This is a genomic window from Dysosmobacter acutus (assembly GCF_018919205.1).
GTDB lineage: Bacteria > Bacillota > Clostridia > Oscillospirales > Oscillospiraceae > Oscillibacter > Oscillibacter acutus.
This window is the reverse complement of record NZ_JAHLQN010000001.1, coordinates 2371108-2392476: the sequence shown is the minus strand read 5'-3', so window position 1 is coordinate 2392476 and position 21369 is coordinate 2371108. Positions and strand designations below refer to the sequence as shown.

20 protein-coding genes are annotated in these 21369 nt (G+C 59.5%); 9 read left to right on the top strand and 11 right to left on the bottom strand.

The features are described from left to right. The first annotated feature begins 168 nt into the window (after nucleotides 1-168). Both sdaAB and sdaAA read left to right on the top strand, forming a co-directional pair. On the top strand, nucleotides 169-837 hold the full coding sequence (gene sdaAB, locus KQI82_RS11430) for an L-serine ammonia-lyase, iron-sulfur-dependent subunit beta (RefSeq protein ID WP_338148977.1): 669 nt from the start codon (nucleotides 169-171) through the stop codon (nucleotides 835-837). A gap of 1 nt (nucleotide 838) precedes the next feature. Next, nucleotides 839-1714 (top strand): L-serine ammonia-lyase, iron-sulfur-dependent, subunit alpha, encoded by an 876-nt coding sequence (sdaAA, locus tag KQI82_RS11425; protein WP_216632874.1) that lies wholly within the window; start codon nucleotides 839-841, stop codon nucleotides 1712-1714. Between the two features lie 37 nt (nucleotides 1715-1751). Here the strand turns inward: sdaAA and KQI82_RS11420 are convergent, their stop codons facing one another. The 8 genes from KQI82_RS11420 to KQI82_RS11385 all read right to left on the bottom strand — a co-directional run bounded on the left by KQI82_RS11420 (nucleotide 1752) and on the right by KQI82_RS11385 (nucleotide 11589). Continuing rightward, the gene (locus tag KQI82_RS11420; protein ID WP_216632873.1) at nucleotides 1752-2420 is read right to left on the bottom strand and encodes a phosphatase PAP2 family protein; all 669 of its coding nucleotides are present in this window, start codon (nucleotides 2418-2420) and stop codon (nucleotides 1752-1754) included. 144 nt (nucleotides 2421-2564) lie between these two features. Then, the gene (locus tag KQI82_RS11415; RefSeq protein ID WP_216632872.1) at nucleotides 2565-3557 is read right to left on the bottom strand and encodes an ABC transporter permease; all 993 of its coding nucleotides are present in this window, start codon (nucleotides 3555-3557) and stop codon (nucleotides 2565-2567) included. Between the two features lie 3 nt (nucleotides 3558-3560). Next, a complete protein-coding gene (locus KQI82_RS11410) occupies nucleotides 3561-4649 on the bottom strand; it encodes an ABC transporter permease (protein WP_338148976.1) in 1089 nt (362 codons plus the stop codon). After that, nucleotides 4642-6171 (bottom strand): ABC transporter ATP-binding protein, encoded by a 1530-nt coding sequence (locus tag KQI82_RS11405; RefSeq protein ID WP_241426852.1) that lies wholly within the window; start codon nucleotides 6169-6171, stop codon nucleotides 4642-4644. Before KQI82_RS11405 ends, KQI82_RS11410 begins: the two co-directional genes overlap by 8 nt. A 242-nt stretch (nucleotides 6172-6413) precedes the next feature. Next, nucleotides 6414-7661 (bottom strand): BMP family ABC transporter substrate-binding protein, encoded by a 1248-nt coding sequence (locus tag KQI82_RS11400; RefSeq protein ID WP_216632869.1) that lies wholly within the window; start codon nucleotides 7659-7661, stop codon nucleotides 6414-6416. A 253-nt stretch (nucleotides 7662-7914) separates the two neighbouring features. After that, nucleotides 7915-8856, bottom strand: coding sequence for a carbamate kinase (gene arcC, locus KQI82_RS11395; protein WP_216632868.1), 942 nt, complete (start codon nucleotides 8854-8856; stop codon nucleotides 7915-7917). Nucleotides 8857-8949: 93 nt separating this feature from the next. Beyond that, the gene (ygeW, locus tag KQI82_RS11390) at nucleotides 8950-10143 is read right to left on the bottom strand and encodes a knotted carbamoyltransferase YgeW (protein ID WP_216632867.1); all 1194 of its coding nucleotides are present in this window, start codon (nucleotides 10141-10143) and stop codon (nucleotides 8950-8952) included. A gap of 69 nt (nucleotides 10144-10212) precedes the next feature. Then, a complete protein-coding gene (locus KQI82_RS11385) occupies nucleotides 10213-11589 on the bottom strand; it encodes a YgeY family selenium metabolism-linked hydrolase (protein WP_216632866.1) in 1377 nt (458 codons plus the stop codon). Between the two features lie 240 nt (nucleotides 11590-11829). On the opposite strand from KQI82_RS11385, the gene KQI82_RS11380 reads away from it, so the two are divergent. From KQI82_RS11380 to KQI82_RS11360, 5 genes are all read left to right on the top strand, one after another. Continuing rightward, complete coding sequence (locus KQI82_RS11380; protein WP_241426851.1) at nucleotides 11830-12477, top strand: helix-turn-helix transcriptional regulator; 648 nt, start codon at nucleotides 11830-11832, stop codon at nucleotides 12475-12477. Continuing rightward, complete coding sequence (locus KQI82_RS11375; protein WP_216632865.1) at nucleotides 12470-13945, top strand: pyridoxal-5-phosphate-dependent protein subunit beta; 1476 nt, start codon at nucleotides 12470-12472, stop codon at nucleotides 13943-13945. Before KQI82_RS11380 ends, KQI82_RS11375 begins: the two co-directional genes overlap by 8 nt. A gap of 75 nt (nucleotides 13946-14020) precedes the next feature. Further along, nucleotides 14021-14593 (top strand): hypothetical protein, encoded by a 573-nt coding sequence (locus tag KQI82_RS11370; protein WP_216632864.1) that lies wholly within the window; start codon nucleotides 14021-14023, stop codon nucleotides 14591-14593. A gap of 15 nt (nucleotides 14594-14608) precedes the next feature. Beyond that, nucleotides 14609-15847 carry a threonine synthase gene (locus KQI82_RS11365; protein WP_216632863.1) on the top strand — a complete coding sequence of 413 codons (1239 nt, stop codon included), beginning with the start codon at nucleotides 14609-14611 and terminating at the stop codon, nucleotides 15845-15847. Between the two features lie 78 nt (nucleotides 15848-15925). Then, nucleotides 15926-16384: a pyridoxamine 5'-phosphate oxidase family protein gene (locus tag KQI82_RS11360; RefSeq protein WP_216632862.1), complete on the top strand. Its 459-nt coding sequence runs from the start codon at nucleotides 15926-15928 to the stop codon at nucleotides 16382-16384. Nucleotides 16385-16424: 40 nt separating this feature from the next. Here KQI82_RS11360 and KQI82_RS11355 read toward each other — a convergent pair whose 3' ends face one another. Next, nucleotides 16425-16634 (bottom strand): helix-turn-helix domain-containing protein, encoded by a 210-nt coding sequence (locus tag KQI82_RS11355; RefSeq protein WP_216632861.1) that lies wholly within the window; start codon nucleotides 16632-16634, stop codon nucleotides 16425-16427. Between the two features lie 378 nt (nucleotides 16635-17012). Here KQI82_RS11355 and KQI82_RS11350 point away from each other — a divergent pair, with 378 nt between their 5' ends. Beyond that, nucleotides 17013-18434, top strand: a complete 1422-nt coding sequence (locus KQI82_RS11350; protein WP_216632860.1) for a hypothetical protein — start codon at nucleotides 17013-17015, stop codon at nucleotides 18432-18434. 199 nt (nucleotides 18435-18633) lie between these two features. After that, a complete protein-coding gene (locus tag KQI82_RS11345; RefSeq protein WP_216632859.1) occupies nucleotides 18634-18921 on the top strand; it encodes an OadG family protein in 288 nt (95 codons plus the stop codon). Between the two features lie 114 nt (nucleotides 18922-19035). On the opposite strand, the gene KQI82_RS11340 is transcribed toward KQI82_RS11345, so the two are convergent. Both KQI82_RS11340 and hydA read right to left on the bottom strand, forming a co-directional pair. After that, nucleotides 19036-19941, bottom strand: coding sequence for an XdhC family protein (locus KQI82_RS11340; protein WP_216632858.1), 906 nt, complete (start codon nucleotides 19939-19941; stop codon nucleotides 19036-19038). A 4-nt stretch (nucleotides 19942-19945) separates the two neighbouring features. Then, nucleotides 19946-21322, bottom strand: a complete 1377-nt coding sequence (gene hydA / locus KQI82_RS11335) for a dihydropyrimidinase (RefSeq protein WP_216632857.1) — start codon at nucleotides 21320-21322, stop codon at nucleotides 19946-19948. Nucleotides 21323-21369: the final 47 nt, after the last annotated feature.

Below are 21369 nucleotides of genomic sequence, written 5' to 3'. Positions count from 1 at the left end.
GCCCGGCCTGTGATAATAATTCATTATACCATAAGCCGCGTGGATTCACAACGGCCCTTCTTCCGCTTGCACTGGAGGCAAGGGTATGGTACAATAACCGCGAATCGGCTGTTCAGCCGCCATTGATCCTGCAATAAATTCGATCATAAAAAGAAGAGGCAAACGATTATGCTGGATATATTTGAAATTTTAGGGCCGGTGATGGTTGGACCCTCCAGCTCCCACACCGCCGGGGCGGTGCGCATCGGCAATATGGGCCGCACGCTCCTTGGAGAGCCTCCTGTGACGGCGCACATTGGGCTCCACGGCTCCTTCGCGGAGACAGGCAAGGGCCACGGAACCGACAAAGCGCTCATCGCCGGCCTTTTGGGAATGAAGCCCGACGATATGGACATCCCGGGCAGCTTCCAAATCGCCCAGGCGCAGGGGCTCTCCTTTGACTTCCGGGAGGTCCAGCTGCGGGACGCACATCCCAACAGCGTGGTGATGGAGTTGGTGGGGAATGTGGGACATACCCTGAAGATGCAGGCGTCCTCCACTGGCGGAGGACGGATTATGGTAAACCGGATTGACGACATTCCCGTGGAGTTTACCGGCAACTACCACACGCTGGTGATCCATAATCAGGACGACTGCGGCTACATAGCGGAGGTGACCACGGAGCTCTCCAAGATGCAGGTCAACATCGCCAACATGCGTCTTTGCCGCCACGAACGGGGCGGGGAGGCCATTATGGTCATTGAGACGGACCAGCAAGTGCCGCCGGTAGCGATTCAGCTGCTGGGGGAATTGCGGGGCATCAACAAGATCACCTATTACGAGAGAGAGGACGCATAATATGGCACTGGACTCGATGGCGGAGATCCTGGAGGCGGTGGAGAAGACCGGGAAGCCTTTCTGGGAGGTCATTTTGGATACGGATGTGGAGGAGCGGCAGGTCAGCCGGGAGGACTCCATAGAAAAGATGCGCTTCACCTGGCGAAACATGGTGGCGGCCTCCGACGCCTATACCGGCACCCGGCGTAGCGTCAGCGGGCTGGTGGGGGGCGACGGCGCGAAAATGCGCCAGTTCATCCAGTCCGGACAGGTCATCGGCGGACATCTGCTGGGCGAGATTATCGCCGAGGCGCTGGCCATGGGCGAATCCAACGCCTGCATGCGCAAGATTGTGGCCGCGCCCACCGCGGGGGCCTGCGGCGTCCTGCCGGCGGTGCTGATCCCGCTGTACCGGTGGGAGCTGGCGGCGGAGCGCAAGATATTGGAAGCACTCTACGTGGCCAGCGGAATCGGCGCGGTGATTGCCTACCGGGCCTGTATTTCGGGTGCGGCAGGCGGATGCCAGGCGGAGATCGGCACCGCTTCCGCCATGGCGGCAGGCGCGCTGGTCGCCCTGCGGCGCGGCGACGCGGCGCAGATTGCCAACGCCACGGCCATGGCGCTGAAGAACCTCATGGGACTGATCTGCGACCCGGTGGCGGGACTGGTGGAGGTCCCCTGCGTCAAGCGGAATGTGATCGGCGCCATGAATGCCGTCAGCAGCGCGGATATGGCGCTGGCGGGGATTGAGAGCCGCGTGCCGGTGGACCAGGTCATCGACGCCATGGGGGATGTGAGCCGGCATATGCCGGTGGAGTTCCGGGAGACCGCCTTAGGCGGCCTGGCGGTGACGGAATTCGGGCTGCGGGCCAAGGAGAACCTGAAAAAGCAGCGATAAGGAAAAGCGCCTCCGCCGATCTGGCGGAGGCGCTTGATTATTCTGCCGGCAGCTCTTGCGCTTTTTGCGGCATCGGCTGGACCGCCCGGCGGCTGTAAATGAGGAAGTGCAGGGGGATACACAGCGCTACGCCGGCAAAGACGTCCAAAATGGAGTGCTGCTTGATGAACACGGTGCTGATGGCGATGAAAAAGCAGAGGATCGCGGTCAGGACCTTCAGCCAGCTTTTCCTCCGGAGCGTATCGGAGTGAAAGACGCCGGCCGCCACGGCGATGGCGCCCACCACATGGGCGCTGGGGAAGACGTTGGTGTTGGTGTCGGCCGCGTACAGTCCGGCGATCAGCTCTGTGAAAAAGTTCTCACGGGGAAAGACCTCTGGCCTCAGATTCTGCCCGTTGGGGAAGAGAAGCCAGATGACCTCGCAGAGGAAAAAGCCGGCGAACAGGAACTTCATGTACCGCTTGAAATTCTCCGGCTCCTTCAGCAGCAGATAGACGCCGATGAGGATCATGGCAGGGTACCACAGATCGTAAAACAGGACGAAGCCCTCCAGAAAGGGGATGTGGTCATCCAGAGGCAGGTAGGAAACCCAGTAATTTTTGGTAATCAGCGCCTCGGCGATGAAGTAGATCAGCAGATAGACAGGGAAGAGCAGGCAGTATTTGACGTGCGGATATGTATGATAGAACGCATTCAGTTTTCGCATCAGATATACCTCCGTTTGTTTCCCGAAAAAACAAAATGCATCATAACACATTTTTAACGAAAAATAAACGGGGGTATACAAAATAGCATAAAAAGTTTACAAATAACGCACACAGGCGATTGAGCCTGTGTGCGTTATTTACGGTTACCGCTCTTCCCGGAAATAACTCAGGCCCAGACTGGCCGGAGGCTGGTTTTCCCGCTTGTTGCGCAGGGAGACGATGATCAGCACAACCAGCGTCACCACATAGGGGATCATCTTGTAGAGCTCCTTCACCGATAGATCCAGTCCCGAGGGAATGTAGAGGTAGAGGATGTAGAAGCCGCCGAACAGGATGGAAGCAAGGATGCTGACATTGGGACGCCAGATGGTGAAAATCACCAGGGCGATGGCCAGCCAGCCCCGGTCGCCGAAGGCATTGTTGGACCAGACGCCGCAGGCGTAGTCCATAACGTAGTAGAGGCCGCCCAGCCCTGCCACCATGCTGCCGACGCAGGTGGCCAGATACTTATAGCGGGTGACGTTGATTCCGGCGGCGTCAGCGGTAGCGGGGCTCTCACCCACGGCCCGGAGCTGGAGGCCAACCCGGGTGCGCTTGAGCACGTAAGAGGACGTGATGGCGATGAGTATGGCCAGATAAGCCAAAAAGCCGTAGGAGAGAAACACCTGGCCGAACCAGCCCAGATCGTCCGCGAAGGGAAGGGCCTTGCTGAAATAGGAACTGGTGGAAGAAAGAGCGATGGAGGGTACCTCGCTGCCGGTGAGCTTGATGAGGGAGCCGCCGAAGAAGTTGCCCACGCCCACGCCGAAGGTGGTCAGCACCAGGCCGGTGACGTTCTGGTTGGCCCGGAGGGTAATGGTCAGAACACTGTATATAAGGCCCATCAGCAGCGAGCCCAGCAGGGAGCAGATCATGGGGATGCCCACCGCCAGCAGGGCGTTCATCTGCGCCGCAGGAACGGCCTGCTCATAGAAGAAGGCACCGATGACACCGCAGATGCCGCCTACGTACATGACACCGGGGATGCCCAGGTTCAGGTTGCCGGACTTCTCCGTCAGAATTTCACCGGTGCTGCCGTAGAGCAGGGGGATGCCCTGCATCACGGCCCTGGGGATAAAGGATACCAGATCAAACATCGCTTAGGCCTCCTTCTCGGCGGATTTCCGCAGGTTGATCTTATAGGTGATGAAGAACTCGCTGCCGATGATAAAGAAGAGGATGATGCCGGTGAGGATATCGGCAAAGGAGTGATTCAGACTGAAGGTGCTGGAAATTTCACTGGCACCCCGGCTGAGGAAAACCAACAGCAGGCTGGTAAAGACCATTATGATGGGGTTGAACTTGGCCATCCAGGATACCATGACGGCGGTAAAGCCCTGCCCGCCCACGATGGTGGTGGTAAGGGTGTGGTTGATGCCGCCCACAAGCAGCAGACCGATCAGGCCGCAGATGGCGCCGGAGAGCACCATGGTGCGGATGATGACCCGATCCACCTTGATGCCGGCATAGCTGGCGGTGCGCTGGCTTTCGCCCACCACGGCGATCTCATAACCATGCTTGCTGTAGTTGAGGTAGATGTATATGACGCCGGTGAGAATGGCCACCAGCACGATGCTCAGCAGGTACTGGTTGCCTATCTTAGGCAGCCAGCCTATCTCTGTGCTCTGGTTGATGATACCGATCTTGCCGGCACCTTTGGGGACCTCCCAGACGATGATATAATAGGCCGCCAGCTGGGTGGCGATATAGTTCATCATCAGGGTAAACAGGGTTTCGTTGGTGTTCCACTTGGCCTTGAAAAAAGCGGGTAAAAATCCCCACAGGGCGCCTGCGGCGATGCTGGCGATGACCATGCAGAGGATCACAAGGGCGTTGGGGAGTTTGTCTGACAGGCAGATCATGCATGCGGTGGTGGCAAGTCCGCCGATGAGGACCTGGCCCTCGGCGCCGATGTTCCAGAAGTGCATCTTGAATGCCGGCGTCACGGCCAGGGCGATGCCCAACAGGATGGCCAGGTCCTGCGCCGTCACCCAGGTGCGCCGGGCCGTGCCGAAGGCCCCGTAAAAGATGGTGGTATAGATGCTGATGGGGTTTTCCCCGGTCATCAGCATGGTGACGATGGCACAGACGATCAGCGCCAGCAAGATGGCGGCGCCCCGGATGGCCCAAGCCTGATATCGGGGAAGATCCGTGCGTTTGGAGATGTAAAACCTCTTTTGCTTATTCATCTGCACCGCCTCCTCCCACATGTGTCATGAGAGTGCCCACCTGAAGTTTGTCGGTTGTGCGGGCATCCACGATGCCGCTGACCTGGCCGCCGCAGAGCACCAGGATTCGGTCGCACAGCTCCAGCAGCACATCCAGGTCCTCGCCCACATAGATCACGGCCACACCCTTTTTTTTCTCTTCCGTCAGCAGGTTGTAGATGGTGTAGGAGGTGTTGATATCCAGGCCCCGGACGGCGTAAGCTGTCATCAAAACGGCGGGATCCTGGGCGATTTCACGGCCGACCAGCACCTTCTGCACGTTGCCGCCGGACATCCGCCGCACCGGGAAGGAGGTGCTGGGGGTAACAACATCCAATTCCTTCCAGATTTGGTTGGCCAGAGTCTCCGGAGCCTTACGGTTGAGGAAGACCCCCTTGCTCTTGTTCCAGGAGCGCAGCATCATATTTCCAGTCATGCCCATGGAACCCACCAAGCCCATGCCCAGCCGGTCCTCGGGGACAAAGGCCATGGATACGCCGCACTTGCGGATCGCCATGGGATCCAGCCCCACCAGCTGCCGGCTCTTGGGCTCTTCGGCGCTGTCCTCCGCGGGGGGATAGAAGCGGATACTGCCCTCAGAGATGGGGTAGAGGCCGGAAATGGCCTCCAGCAGCTCCCGCTGGCCGGAGCCGGAAATGCCTGCGATGCCAAGGATTTCACCGCTCAAAGCAGTGAAGCTCACATTGCTCAGGCGCTTGACGCCCAAGTGGTCATAGACCGTCAGCCCCTCTACCACCAGGCGCTTGCGGGGATTCACAGGCTGGGGGCGGTTGATGTTCAGCGACACGGCCCGGCCCACCATCGTGTCCGTCAGGGACTGACTGCTGGCATCCTTGGTGGCCACGTCGCCCACGTATTCACCCTTGCGCAGCACCGCCACCCGGTCGGAGACCTCCAGAACTTCATGGAGCTTGTGGGTAATAATGATCAGGGACTTTCCATCGTCGCGCATATTGCGCATAATGGCAAAGAGTTTTTCCGTTTCCTGCGGAGTCAGGACGGCGGTGGGTTCGTCCAGGATCAGGATGTCGGCGCCCCGGTAGAGAACCTTCACAATTTCCACCGTCTGCTTCTGAGAGACGGACATCTCGTAGATCTTCTGGTTCAGGTCAATCTCGAAGCCGTACTTCTTGCAGATATCCTGAATCTTCCTGCTGGCTTTCTTCAAATCCAGCCTGCCGGAGTCCTTCAGGCCCAACACGATATTTTCCGTGGCGGTGAATACATCCACCAGCTTGAAGTGCTGGTGAATCATGCCGATGCCCAGGTCGAAAGCGTCTTTGGGGGAGGAGATGGTCACCGGCTGGTCATTGACATAGATCTGGCCCTCGTCGGCATAGTAGATGCCGGAGAGCATGTTCATCAGCGTGGTCTTGCCGCTGCCGTTCTCTCCCAACAGGGAGAGGATCTCGCCCTTGTGCAGCTCAAGATTGATATCGTGGTTGGCCACGACGTTGCCAAAGCGTTTGGTGATGTGTTCCATCCTGATGGCGTTTTTAACAGTTTCCAAGGCTGTCATCCTTTCTCTGCAGAAGGGACCGGGAAAACCGGTCTCCTGGCGTGGGCATCAATTAAAGGTGAGTTTATTTTAGCATATATGGCAGATAAAGTAAATCACCTTTCCCATCTGCAGGCGGAATTTTGAAACGCCCCTGTCTGGAGCTTTGGCCAGACAGGGGCGTGGCATCGATCTGTCAGAGAGAGCCGATGCAGGGCTGGGGAGGATTAATAAGCCTCGTCCAGGAGGGTGATGCCGTCGATCCGCAGGTCGAAATAGGGCGCGGAGCGATACTCAGACTCATGGAAATACCCATCCGCAATGACCTCGGTGTCGGGGGTGTAGTCGGCGTCGGTATCCACGTCCGCCATGTAGCTGCTGAGGGCCTCACCGTTCACGGTGAAGGTGGAGGTGTCGAACACGTGCAGCGTATCGTCCTCCAGCTGGGCCACAGCCGCGTCGATGGCCTCGGCGGTGCCGTCGGCCACCGCGTTGGTGTTCAGGTCGGTGAGGACCACGGAGCCGGTGGCCAGGGTGCCGGTCCAGTCGGCGTCGATGCTGGTGCCGTTCATCACAGCGGAGATGGCGTACTCATAATAGGGAGTCCAATCGATGCGGGAGGACACCAGATAGGTGTTGGGGCAGGCGCTGATGGTAGAGCCGTTGTAGGAGACGTTGGGTACATTGGCCAGCTCGCAGGCAGTGGGGGCACCCATGGAGTCGGCATGCTGGCTGATGAGCTTGCAGCCGTTGTTGATGAGCTTCTGCGCGCCTTCCTTCTCGGCGGTTTCGTCATACCAGGAACCGGTGAAGGTCACTTCCATGGTGGCGGAGGGGCAGACGGAGCGGGCACCTAAGAAGAAGGAGGTGTAGCCGGAAACCACCTCGGCATAGGTGAAGGCGCCCACGTAGCCGATCTTGGCCTGGTCGGCGGTAATGGTGCCGTCCGCGATCATCTCGTTGAGCTTCATGCCGGCCACGATGCCAGCCAGATAGCGGCCCTCATAGATGGAGGCAAAGGCATTGTGGTAGTTGTCCAAGCCCTCGGTGTGGGCCTTGGTGCCGGTGGAGTGGCAGAACTGGACGTCGGAGAAATCCTTGGCGGCCTGGATCATGAAGTCCTCATGGCCAAAGCTGTCGGCAAAGATGATGTTGCAGCCGTCGTCAGCCAGATCGGCAGCGGTATCATAGCACTCCTGGCCCTCGGGTACGTTGGTTTTGAGGACATAATCCGTGATGCCAAGATTTTCGCAGGCAGCCTTGGCAGCGTTGATGAAGTTCAGGTCATAAGTAGAGTTTTCGTCGTGCAGGAAAATGAAGCCCACCTTCACGTTGGCGCCGTCAGTCCCCTCGGTGGAGCTTCCTCCGGCAGAGCTTCCTCCGGCGGAGCCTCCCCCACTGGAGCCGTTTCCGCCGCAGGCGGCCAGACTCAGGACCATGACCAGTGCGAGAAGCGTTGCAAGAAACTTCTTCATTCTAAATTTCCTCCTTATCAATATGCAGCCAATGATGTGAATACCTGTCTGCTGATTTCATCATACAGGATCGAACACTGGAATTCAACACCAATTTTGTAAGATATGGAAAAAACCGCACATTGTCCAAAGAATTCTTGCCCCAATTTCGACAAATTTTCAAGGTATCACAAAATTTGGGGGGCAAAAATAAGAAAGATTAGTTGTGCTAATAATGAAATCCCCGGTGGAGGAGCTCCGCCGGGGACAGCGCTTATTGATGGACAGCGGTGCCGGTTTTTCCGGAAATGCCGTCCTTTGCTTTTTCCAACAGGGTGATGAGGGCCGTGCGTCCGGGCTTGGACTCGGCAAACTTGAGAGCGGCCTCCACCTTGGGGAGCATGGAGCCGGGGGCAAACTGGCCCTGGGCGATATATTCCCGGGCCTTGTCCGGGGTCAGATCGCTTAGCCACTGCTGGTCGGGCTTGTTGAAGTTGATGGCCACCTTCTCCACAGCGGTGAGGACGATCAGCATGTCGGCGTTGAGGTGCTCCGCCATCAGCTCCGAGGCAAAGTCCTTGTCAATCACGGCGGCCGCGCCCTTGAGGTGGTGGTGATGTTCGGTGACAACGGGGATCCCGCCGCCGCCGCAGGCGATGACCACATGCCCGGAGCCCACCAGGGCGCTGATGGTGGACAGCTCCACAATGGCCTGGGGCTTGGGGGAGGCCACCACCCGGCGATAACCGCGGCCGGAGTCCTCCACCATTTTATAGCCGTGTTCACGCTCCATCTTCTCCGCTTCCTCACGGGTCAAAAACGCACCGATGGGCTTGGTGGGATTCTGGAAGGCGGGGTCGTCCTGATCCACCACCACCTGGGTCAGCACCGTGGCCACGCCCTTGTCGATGCCGCGGTCCAGCAGCTCCTCCTTCAGGGCGTTTTGCAGGTCATAGCCGATATAGCCCTGGCTCATGGCCACGCAGACGGACAGGGGGAAGGGGATATACTTTTCCGGCTCGGCACGGGTCAGAAGGCCCATTGCCTCCTGAATCATGCCCACCTGGGGGCCGTTGCCGTGGGCGATGACCACCTCGTGGCCCTCCTCGATCAAATCGGCGATGGCCTTGGACGTCTTGCGGACAGCCACCATCTGTTCCGGCAGGTTATTGCCCAGGGCGTTGCCGCCCAAAGCGATGACGATACGTTTACCCATGTGAATCTTACCTCTTTTTCCTATCAGTGATGATATGTGAGGAAAATTATGCGGGAGAGTGTCCCTCCCGCATAATAAAACAGGATATGTACCTTAAAATTCCTTGCGCTTTTCGCCCCGCCGGTCCAGCTCCATCAGCGCCGCGGCGGGATCCTTCACCTTGGACATGAAGATCATGGCCGCGATGATGTAGGGCTTGTAGGAGGCCTGCTTGTAGAGGGGAACCAGATAGCGGTCAAAGACGGAGCTGTCCACCTCGCCCTCCTCGCAGCTCAGCCCGGAGATGTCGGCGGGCAGACAGTGGAGGTAGAGGGCTTTGCCGTCGCGGGTCAGCTTCATCATGTCCTCGGTGCAGGCCCAGTCCTTGTGCTGGGCGTTTTGGGCCAGCAGCTCCTGCTCCAGCCGGTCAATGCCGGCCTGGTCGCCGCCGGCGTAAAGCGCCGTCCTCTTCTCCATGGCGGCAAAGGGCGCCCAGGACTTGGGATAGACGATATCCGCGTCCCGGAAGGCCTCCTCCATGGAGTTGGTCTTGGAGAAGCTGCCGCCGGTGGCAGCGGCGTTCTTTTTTGCGATCTCCTCGATCTCCGGCATGACCTCATAGCCCTCGGGGTGGGCCAGGACCACATCCATGCCGAAACGGGTGAACAATCCAATGACGCCCTGGGGCACGCTGAGGGGCTTGCCGTAGCTTGGGGAATAAGCCCAGGTCATGGCGACCTTTTTGCCCTTGAGGTTTTCCACACCGCCGAAATGATGGATCACATGGAGCATGTCGGCCATGCACTGGGTGGGATGGTCCACATCGCACTGGAGGTTTACCAGAGTGGGGCGCTGCTCAAGGATGCCGTCCCGGTAGCCCTCTTCCACCGCGTCCACAAAGGTCTTCTGATACTTGTGGCCCTCGCCGATGAACATGTCGTCCCGGATGCCGATGACGTCGGCCATGAAGGAGACCATGTTGGCGGTTTCGCGGACGGTTTCGCCGTGGGCGATCTGGGACTTCTTCTCATCCAGGTCCTGGACCTCCAGTCCTAACAGGTTGCAGGCGGAGGCAAAGGAGAAGCGGGTGCGGGTGGAGTTGTCCCGGAAGATGGAAATGCCCAGGCCGGAGTCGAATACCCTGGTGGAGATGTTGCGCTCCCGCAGGTCACGCAGGGCGTCGGCCACGGTGAAGACGGCCTCCAGCTCCTCGTCGGTTTTATCCCAGGTCCAGTAGAAGTCGTTTTTGTACATGTTGTTGATATGCAGCTTTTCCAGGTGCTTTGCCAGTTCAACAGTTTTGCTCATATCTGTTCTCCTTCAATAGTATGTCAGATTTGGTCCGGATTATTGAAAACCGCAGATTGCAATTTTTGGTTATTTGATGTCGTTGTTGGTCCTGCCGCCCCGGTACTCGCACACATCCTCGTCGCCCTTGCCCTTGTAGAGGCCGGGAACGGCGGCGTAGACGGCGGCGCAGGCCACCAGGTCCTCTTTCCAGGTGATTTCGTTGGGGGCGTGGGCCTGGGATTCGGCGCCGGGGCCAAAGCCAACGCAGGGGATGCCGTAGCGGCCCTGGATGGACACGCCGTTGGTGGAGAAGGTCCACTTGTCGATCAGGGGAGCCCGGCGCTTTTCTGCGGCCTCGGGCGTGGAGGGGGAACCCACCCGCTTGTCGCCGTAAAGGGCCTTGTGGGCGTCCACCAGCGCCTGGACGTGGGGAGCGGTCTCCTTGTTGATCCAGGTGGGGAAGTAGCACTCCGTCTCGTAGACCAGGCCGGTCCAGGCGGGACGGTCGTACATGTACATGCTGACCTTCACGTCGTCCTTGTACTTTTTGCAGGCGGGCAGATTGCGGATTTCCTCCAGACAGGAGTCCCAGGTTTCACCGGCGGTCATGCGCCGGTCGATGGAGATGGCGCAGCTGTCCGCCACGGCGCAGCGGGAAGGGGAGGTGTAGAAGATCTGGGACACGGTGCAGGTGCCCCGGCCTAAGAAGCGGGCGTCCTCGTAGTGCTCGGGGTTATATTTGGGGTTGAGCATTTTCACCAGGCCCTTGATTTCCGTATCGTCGGAATCGCCGTTCTCATTGAGGGAGCGGACGTCGGCGATGATGTCTGCCATCTTGTAGATGGCGTTGTCGCCCCGCTCGGGCGCGGAGCCGTGGCAGCTGACACCGTGGACGTCCACGCGGATCTCCATGCGGCCGCGGTGGCCCCGGTAGATGCCGCCGTCGGTGGGCTCGGTGGAGATCACGAACTCCGGCGTCACCTTGTCCTCGTTGTGTATGTACTGCCAGCAGAGGCCGTCGCAGTCCTCCTCCTGAACGGTGCCGGTGACCAGCACGGTTACGTCCTCGGGGATGAGCCCCAGGTCCTTCATGATCTTGGCGCCGTAGACCGAGGAGACGATGCCGCCCTCCTGGTCGCTTCCGCCGCGGCCGCCGATCTCCGTCTCCGTCTCATAGCCTTCATAGGGGTCGAAGGTCCAGTTCTCCCGGTTGCCGATGCCCACCGTGTCGATGTGGGCGTCGTAGGCGATGATCTTGGAACCCCTGCCCATCCAGCCCAGCACATTGCCCTCGCCGTCGATCTCCACCTTGTCGAAACCGACCTTTTCCATCTCGGCGGCGATGCGCCGGATCACGCCTTCCTCGCCGCAGCTTTCGCTGGGGATGGCAATCAGGTCCCGCAGGAATCTGGTCATGTCCGCCTCGTACCCCTTGGCGGCCGCTTGAATCGCCTCAAAATTCATATCCATTCCCTCCGTTTGTCGTTATTGATCTTACCGGCAGTTGATTCTTTTTTACTATTTCTATCATAGCATAAGAACACAAGATGTCAAACAAAAAATGAGCAAACCTAAAAGATTTTTAGAAAAAGTCATTGATTTATAGAAAAAGTATGCTATGATATAGAATATAGTGCAAAAGCGCAGAGCAATGGGCGGCGCCGCCTGATGACGGCCTCCGCTCTGAAATGAGGGGTGATATCACTGGAAGCGGGAAAACTGGAACTGCTCAAGCAGGTGGCCAAGGGAATTGCCAAACAGTTCGGCAGCAGCTGCGAGGTGGTGGTACACGATCTGAGCCGCCACCCGGACCACTCCATTGTCGCCATTGAAAACGGGCACGTCACCGGCAGGCAGGTGGGCGGCGGGGCCTCCCATGTGGTGTTGGAGCAGATGAAGGAGACGGATGCCCAGCCGGAGGATCACCTCTGCTACCTGACGCGCACCCCGGACGGGAAAATCCTCAAATCCTCCACCATGTACATCCGGAACAACCGGGGCAGGGTCTCCGCAATCCTGTCCATCAACTACGATATCTCCTCGCTGAGCATGGTGGAGCAGGCGGTCCACGACCTGATCTCCACCGGCGAGCCGGAGCAGGCGGAGCCGGAGAAGATCGTCAATGTCAATGAGCTGCTGGACGATCTGATCGCCCAGTCCGTGGCGCTGGTGGGCAAGCCCGTGGCGCTGATGAACAAAGATGATAAGGTCAGGGCCATCCGTTTTCTCAGCGACAGCGGCGCGTTTCTTGTGACCAAGTCCGGCGATAAGGTCGCCAAATACTTCGGCATCTCCAAATACACACTCTATTCTTATATTGATTCAAAACAGGAGGGCAAACGTCATGATTGATCTGAGCATCAACAAGCAGGGTCTGGAGCACAATATTGAAAAGGCCAGAGAGAGCAATGTCATCATTCCCACCATCGCCCAGATGGAACACCCGGAGACCATTCCGGAGAAGATTCAGGAAAAGCTGAAAACCGTGGGCCTGTGGGACGTGAACCCCTTGAACCTCTTCCGCATCACCTGGAAAAACGAGGCGAAGGAGACGGGAGGCCTATTTCAGGCGGTGCCCAATTACGTGGAGCTGCCCTCTGAGCTGACCGGCGTAAAGTGCCGCATTATCGCCATGGCGGGCAAGTGGTTCCCCACCGGCTGCCACAAGGTGGGCGCCTCCTTCGGCTGCCTGGCCCCCCGCCTGGTCACCGGCCAGTTTGACGCTACATACCACCACGCCGTGTGGCCCTCCACCGGAAACTATTGCCGCGGCGGTGCCTTCAACTCCAAGCTGCTGGCCTGCGACAGCGTGGCCATCCTGCCCGCTGAGATGAGCAAGGAGCGCTTTGACTGGCTGAGCAAGATCGCCGGCCAGGTCATCGCCACCCCGGGCTGCGAATCCAACGTGAAGGAAATTTTCGACAAGACCTGGGAGCTGAGACAGGATCCCACCATGATGATCTTCAATCAGTTTGAGGAGATGGGCAATCCCCTGTGGCACTACAACGTCACCGGCAACGCCCTGGCCGACCTCTATGAGGCCGTCAAGCGGCCGGGCGACCGCTTCGCCGGCGCCTGCTTCACCTCCGGCTCCGCCGGCACCATGAGCGCCGGAGACCTGCTGAAGGAAAAGTACCCCAATCTGAAGTTGGCGGTGGGCGAGGCGCTGCAGTGCCCCACCATTCTGGAAAACGGATTCGGCGGACACCGCATCGAGGGCATCGGCGACAAGCACATCCCCTGGATTCACAACGTGAAGAACACCGACATGGCCATCGCCATTGACGACGAGGATTCTCAGCGTCTGCTGCGCCTCTTTAACACTGCCGAGGGTCAGAAGTACCTGAAAGAGGAGCTGAAGCTCAGCGACGAGCTGATTGAAAAGCTGACGTGGCTTGGCATCTCCGGCATTGCCAACGTGCTCTGCTGCATCAAGATGGCCAAATACTATGAGCTGACCGAGCATGACGTGGTGGGCACGGTCCTCACCGACTCCGCGGTGATGTATCAGTCCCGCGTGGAGGAGCTGGACGAGATGCACGGCGCCTACAATGTCCATGAGGCGGCCCTGGACCACAACCTCCATATGTTGGGGCTGAAGACCGACAATCTGATGGAGCTGACCTACGCCGACCGCAAGCGGGTCCACAACCTGAAGTACTACACCTGGGTGGAGCAGCAGGCCAGAGACGTGAAGGACCTTAACGCCCTGTGGTATGACACGGAGAACACCTGGGACGCCGTTCACAAGCAGGCCAAGGACCTGGATGAGCTGATCAATGAGTTCAACGAGGCCACCGGCCTTTTGAAGGCGATGTAATAAATACCGGCGCAAACAGCCCAAATGGGCGGGCTATTGTTCAATGGCCCGCCCATTTTTTGAAAGGAGCAAAGGATGTACAGACGGATTGGCGCGATGCTGCTGGCGGCGGTGCTGTGCGCCGGGGCGACTGCCTGCGGTTCGGACCGGCAGGGGGACACAAGCCGGCAGGAGCCCAGTGTGAGCCGGCAGGAACCGGATGCAAGCCTGAATGAACCGGATGTAAGCCGACAGGAGCCGGCGGAGGGAGACCTGCTGGAGACCGAGCGCCTGGGCGAGCTCCGGTACAACCAGACGGAGGACGAGGTGGAGGAGCTGCTGGGCGAACCCGCCGGCCGCACGGAACCGGAGTACTGGGGTTCGGACGGGCTCACACATACCCAGTGGTCTTATGACGGAGTGGAGCTCTCCTTTGCAGAGGGCATCCTTGAGAGCGCTGCCGTGACAGAGCCCTTTGCGGGGAAGACCCAGGCCGGGATCGCCGTCGGCGACAGCGCGGAAGCGGTCCGGGAGGCCTATGGCGGCTGGATCGACGAGGAATCGTCCACGGAGGAGCGGATCGTGGCCGGGGACGTATACGGCGGGCTGATCTTCACGCTGAAGGACGATTCGGTGGTCCGGATCACCCTGGGCGTGACAGCCGAGTGATGGGAGGAACTGAGTTTGAAACATGTGAAGTACGGAAAGTGCGTCCGGTGCGGCAGGACCTATGAGGCCGTGCCCGGACTGACCACCTGCGAGTGCGGCGGTATTTTGGATATCGTCTACGATTACGGCTACATCAGACAGAATCTGACCAAAGAGAAGCTGAAGGAGCGGGAGCACACCATGTGGCGCTACCGGGAGCTGCTGCCCATCAAGGAGGACACGGCGCCAACGCCGCTGCGGGTGGGCTGGTCGCCCCTGTATGAAGAGCCCCGCCTGGCGGAGCAGTTGGGCATAGGCAGGCTGTGGGTCAAGGACGACGGACAGAATCCCACCGCCTCTTTGAAGGACCGGGCCAGCGCCATGGCCGTGGCCAAGGCCGGAGAGGCGGGAGCCAAAGTGATCGCCTGCTCCTCCACCGGCAACGCGGCCTCCTCTCTTGCGGGCAACGCGGCCGCCGCCGGGCTGAAGACCTACATCTTTGTGCCCAGCCGCGCGCCCAAGGGTAAGGTGGCCCAGCTGATGACCTTCGGCGCCACCGTCGTCTCCGTCCAGGGCAGCTATGAGGATACGTTCGAGCTCAGCCGGGCCGCCATCGACCGCTGGGGCTGGTACAACCGCAACGCCGCCATCAACCCGTACCTGTCCGAGGGCAAGAAAACCGTGTCGCTGGAGATCATGGAGCAGCTATGCTGGCAGGTGCCGGACTATGTCGCCCTCTCCGTGGGCGACGGGTGCACCATCGCCGGCGTGTGGAAGGGCCTGAAGGACCTGTATGCCATCGGCTTCATCGACAAGCTGCCCCGGCTGATCTCCGCCCAGGCGGAGGGCTGCTGCCCACTGAACCGGGCCATTGCCTCGGGCGAGCCCTGGCGCCCCATGGAGGAGAACACCCTGGCGGATTCCATCGCCGTGGGCGTGCCCCGCAACGCCGACAAGGCGTTGATGGCCATCCGGGAGTCGGGCGGTTTGGTGGTCAATGTCTCCGATGAGGAGATCATGGCGGCCCAAAAGCTGTTGGGCGCCGCCTGCGGCGTGTTCGGCGAGCCGGCGGGCGTCACCGGTACGGCGGGCGTGAAAAAGCTCTGTGAGCAGGGCGTTTTAGGCAAGAACGACTCGGTGGTCAGCATCGTCACCGGCAACGGGCTGAAGGATGTGGCCAACGCCATCAAGGCCTGCGGTGAGCCCATCTCCATCCCCGGGGATATGGAGTTGCTGCTGCGCGCCTTTGCGGACCGGGGTATCGTGGCGGAATAATTCTTGCCGGATCCGCCTGTGCCTGATATACTGGCCCCAGGGAAGAAAAATCTGCCGAATTTGTCAGGAGGATCAGCCATGCGAAGAGCAGACAGAGAAGTAACGGATCAGAAGAAGATCGCAGAGGTGATTGAACGCTGCCACTGCTGCCGTTTGGGCTTTTGCGACAAGGGAGAGGTGTATATCCTGCCGCTGAACTTCGGCTATGAGGAGGGGGTCTTCTATTTCCACGGGGCAAGGGAAGGCCGGAAGATCGACCTGATCGCAGACGCACCCATGGTTGGGTTCGAGCTGGACACGGACTACGAGCTCCATGAGGCGGAGACCGCCTGCAAGCACTCCGCCCGCTTTTCAAGCGTCATCGGCACGGGCCGCGTCTCCTTTGTGGAGGACGCGGCGGAGAAGGAGGCAGCGCTCCGCTCGATCATGCGCCACACCACGGGCAGGGGGGACTGGGCTTTTACCGGGGCCATGCTGGACTCGGTCCGTGTGTTCCGGATGAATGTGGAGAAGCTCTCCTGCAAAGAGCACTTATAAGATTGAAAATGCAAATGAGCATCCGGCCGCGGCCGGATGCTCATTCTTTTTCATCAGGGGTAAATTGGATGATGTCTGATACATCACATTGGAGAATGTTGCAGAGGTCATTTAACGTATTTAAAGTGATACTGTGGTTTTTGCGGAGGGCATCCAGTGTTCCGGTGCTCACCCCATATTTCTTAATCAATGCATACTGACTGATTTTCTTTCGCTTCATTGTTTCCCACAACGGGTCAAATGTCAACATATCCACACCTTCTTTTTTGTTAGCATAACTTGATTAGTGTGGATTGAATATTGCCGAATATTAGGCTATACTGAAAGAAAGAATATCTAACTTATGGCTTTAAAAGGGAGGAGCAGATATGCGGATGTTTCCCCAACAGGTGCCTCAACCCAATTATGAACAGATATGCCGAATATTGTTTGTCGCTTTGCATGCAGCTCGTTTTCACCTGTCCCAAGGACAGGAAGATCAGGCTGCGGCTGTATTGGATCAAGCAATGGAACGCTGCCGGAAACTGGCTACTGGCCGAGAGCCGCCCACCCACATCTACATAAAAAGAGACAATTAGGGCGATCCCTTTTTCTTGCCAAAGAGCCGCCAAGTGTTTATAATGGCTCTATGAAAAAGAAAACGGTATATTGGCTTCCTGAGACCAGCCTTCTGGTCATCCTGGCGGCGCTCCTGATGCTTTGCTCGGCAGTGGTGCGCATCGTGTATTACGCCGGAGAACAGTATGTCTCCGGCGGAACCATGGCGTTCCAAATTCTCCTGCCAATCGCGGCAAACATCTTTTTTGCGCTGCTGCTGTTCACCTGCGGGCGGGACCGGCTTTACCGCACCGCCATCCCCGTATGGCTGGGCTGCGTGTTCTTCGCCGTGAAGGCGGCTGGCTTCTCGTCCCTGACGCATATGGTGCTCTGCCTGCTGCTCTATGCACTGGTGGCGGCACTCTACACGGCCACAGTCACCGGCCGCATCCCCACCCAGGCGCTGCTCTGTCCGCTCTTTGCGCTGCCCCTTTTGTACCACGTGTTCGTCGAGGACCCGGTGAAGCTCCAGGGCCAGACACTGCGTGGCTGGCTGCCGGAGGTTTCGATGCTGCTGTGCATGGCGGCGCTGCTGGCGGTATCGGTGAGCATTCGGAAAAAGAAGATGGGGGAGGGCGAGTACGTCCGCCGGTTCGGCGACCGCTGCGACGGGCGGAGGCTGCGCTCCCTCTCGCCCATCTTTGCCGTCTCGCCCTACATCATGAAGACCCGCAACACCTCTCAGAATTTCATCGAAGACCACATCGAATGCTCTAACATGGAGCGTTACATCCAGGAAAAGCGGGCCCAGGGTATGGAGCAGTTCGGCGTGCTCCATGTGATTCTGGCGGCCTACGTCCGCGCCTGTGCCAGGTACCCGGGCCTCAACCGCTTTGTCTCCGGCCAGCGGATCTACAGCCGGGACGGGGAGATCGAGGTGGCCATGACGGTGAAAAAGGAGATGCGCACCGACTCTCCGGACACGGTCATCAAGGTCTATTTCACTCCGGAGGACACCGCCGCCCAGGTTTATAATCGGTTCCACGCCAAGGTGACAGAGGTGAAAAACGCGCCGGAGGACACGGGCTTTGACTCCCTGGCCAAAGTGATGCACTTCATCCCCGGTCTGGCGCTGAAGTTCGTTGTGTGGCTTTTGGAGGTGCTGGACTACTTTGGAGAGCTGCCCCGGGGCCTTCTGCGGCTGAGCCCCTTCCACGGTTCGCTGTACATCACCTCCATGGCGTCTCTGGGCATTCCGCCCATCTACCACCATCTCTATGATTTCGGCAACGTGCCTGTGTTCTGCTCCTTCGGCAAAAAGCGCCGGGTGCGGGAGTTGGACAGCGACGGCAATGTGGTGGTGCGCAAGTATGTGGACTGCAATTTTGTCACCGACGAGCGGATTGTGGACGGCTTTTACTTTGCCTCCATCATGCGCTATCTCCACAGCCTGCTCCACGATCCCTGGCAGCTGGATATGCCGCCGGAGGAAGTGGTCCGGGATGTGGACTGAGTTTACATAATAAAATGGGTTCCGTGTAAATGCACGGAACCCATTTTTTGGCCGCAGGGGAAGGACAGACCATTGCAAAGGAGGCGTTAAGAGTCCCCGGGGCATCGTAAAGGCGCTGCCAATAAGGCGCAAAACCCATTGCACATTCCAATGAAGAAGCTAAAATGAGAGCAGTCAAAATTGCAGGAGGAGTTTCATCATGCAAGTTTCCAATCTGTTTGTATGCGTCATGGGCATGGGCGTCACCTTCATCGGCCTGATCTGCCTGATTTTCCTGATCCAGCTGCAAAGCCTGCTGTTCGGAAAGAAAGAGGAGCCTGCGGCCGCCGTGGCTGCCACTGTCCCGGCCTCCGTTCCTCCCACTCCGGCGCAGGAGGCGATCCCCAACCGGGGTGAGCTGATCGCCGCCATCTCCGCCGTGGTGGCGGAGGACATGGGAGTGGACGTTTCCGCCATCCGTATCCTCTCTTTGAAGAAGATCAGCTGAGCATTCCACAGAAGAGCCCGGCGGCGTGCCGCCAGATCGGACGTATGCCGGGCCGTAGCAAAAAAAGACTCATGCCGATGCATGAGTCTTTTTTTGCTGCTTTGAAACGGGCGATCAGAGCTCCAGCGGCTCAAAGAGCACCCGGATGCTGCCGCCGCAGATCATGCCAATGGTGGCTGCTGCGTCGTTGGAGAGGTCATAGGTGCGGATTTGAGGGCGCGCGCCGCCGCAGAGCGCCGCCGCCTCCCGGATGGCGGCCGCCTCCACCGCGCCTCCGCCGATGGTGCCTGTGATGGAGCCGTCCGGACCCACCAGCATCCGCGCGCCCGCGCCCCGGGGGGATGAGCCGGTCTTTTCCAGTACCGTGGCCATCACAAGGGGGCCGCTCTGTGCGGTTAAGGCATCTAAAATGGACCGCTCCAGGTAGTCCTTGGGAGAGGAGCGGAACACCTGGATGATTTCCGCCGCGATGGACACAGCAATCTCCTCAGGCGTCTGGGCGCCGATGCGAAGCCCCACCGGGGAGTGGATGCTGCCGATCTCCTCCGGGGTAAAGCCGTCCTCCTGAAGCCGCTGGGCGGTGGCGGCCACCTTGCTGCGGCTGCCGATCATGCCCAGGTAGCCGCAGCGCCGGCGCAGCAACTGGCGCAGACAGACATAATCGTCCTGATGGCCCCGGGTCATGATGACGGCGTAGTCTCCGTCGGGGCAGAGAGGCAGCGAATCAAAGGACGCGCACAGCCGCCGGGCGTGGGGGAAGCGCTGCTCCGTCACGAATTCAGGACGGTCGTCCTGCACGCTGACCCGCCAGCTGAGGGTGTGGAGCAGAGCGGCCAGGGCGGCGGACACATGGCCTCCGCCCAAAAGATGGACCTCCGGCCTGCCGGAGAGCTCCTGACACAGGGCGCCGGGAAAGGGCGCATACCCTTTTTCTCCGGTGGCGGGATCGGTGTAGACGGTGCATGTGCCCTGGACGCTCAGGCGCTGGATCAGGTCCAGGTAAAATAGACGTGGTTTCATGGCGTTACAGGCTGTTCTTGCCCCGGGCGATATACCGGCCCTCCGGCTTCTCTATGAGGACCTGGCCGCCGCGGACGACAAGCTTGCCCCGGAGCCAGACCTGGGCCACGGCGCCGGAGGTCACAAAGCCCTCATAGGGGGAGTAACCGGCGGCGCCGATCATGTCGTCGCCACGGAGGACATGGCTGGCTTTCGGGTCGTAGACCACGATGTCCGCGTCGCTGCCCGGACGGAGGATGCCCTTGCGGGGATACATGCCGTAGAGCCGGGCGGGGTTTTCGCTGAGCAGGCGGCACATCTGGGCCGGGCTGATCCGCTTCCGGGCAACGCCGGCGGTGTAGATCAGCTCGCCCCGGGTTTCCACGCCGGGCAGGCCGCCGGGGATCCTGGTGAAGTCGTCCCGGCCGGCCTCCTTCTGTTCCAGGGTGAAGGAGCAGTGATCCGTGGAGATGGTCTGGATTTCCTCACGGCGCAGGGCGCGCCAGAGGGCATTCTGATCGGCCGGCGTCCGCAGGGGCGGCGCGCAGACGAACCGGGCGGCCGCGGAGTAGTCTGGCTGGAAGTAAACGGACTCGTCCAACAGCAGGTACTGGGGGCAGGTTTCCACATAGACCTTCTGGCCCCGCCTGCGGGAGCGTTCCACCTCCTGAAGGGCGGCGGCGTTGGTCAGGTGGACAATGACCACCGGGCAGTCGGCGGCCTGAGCGATACGCAGCAGCCGGGCCACGGCCTCCGCCTCCAGATAGTCCGGCCGAGTCAGGGGATGGGAGGAGGGGGCAAGCTTTCCGGCGGCCTTCCGTTCGGAGATCATGGCGTCGATCACTCCCGCGTTTTCACAGTGGACGCCGCAGATGCCGCCGTGGGCGCGGATTTTTTTCAGGGCAAAGTACATGTCCCGGTCCCCGATCATCATGGCGGGATAGGTCATATACATCTTAAACGAGGAAATTCCGGCGGCGAACATATCGTCCACCTCGGCGCGGATGCCGTCGTTCCAGTCGTCGATGGTCATGTGGAAGCTGTAGTCGCAGAAGGTCCTGCCGTCGGCCTTTTGGTGCCACAGCTCCAGGGCGTGATGAAGGGACTCCCCTTTGTTGGGACAGGCGAAGTCCACCACCGTGGTGGTGCCGCCCCGCAGGGCCGCCCGGCTGCCGGAGGTAAAGTTGTCGGCAGTGGTGGTGTTTGCCACATCAAGATCAAAATGGGTGTGGGCGTCGATGAAGCCGGGGAAGAGCAGCATCCCGGACACGTCGATCACCTCGGTGCCGATGGTGCTGAGGCCGCGCCCGATTTTTGCGATTTTTTCGTTTTCTACAAGCACTTCCGCTTTGCGCAGGCCCTGGCCGGTGACCAGGGTGCCACCTTTAAAAAGACGTTTCATCGAATCGCTCCCTTTTCATTTTATTGGCATCAGCATAGCACATTTTC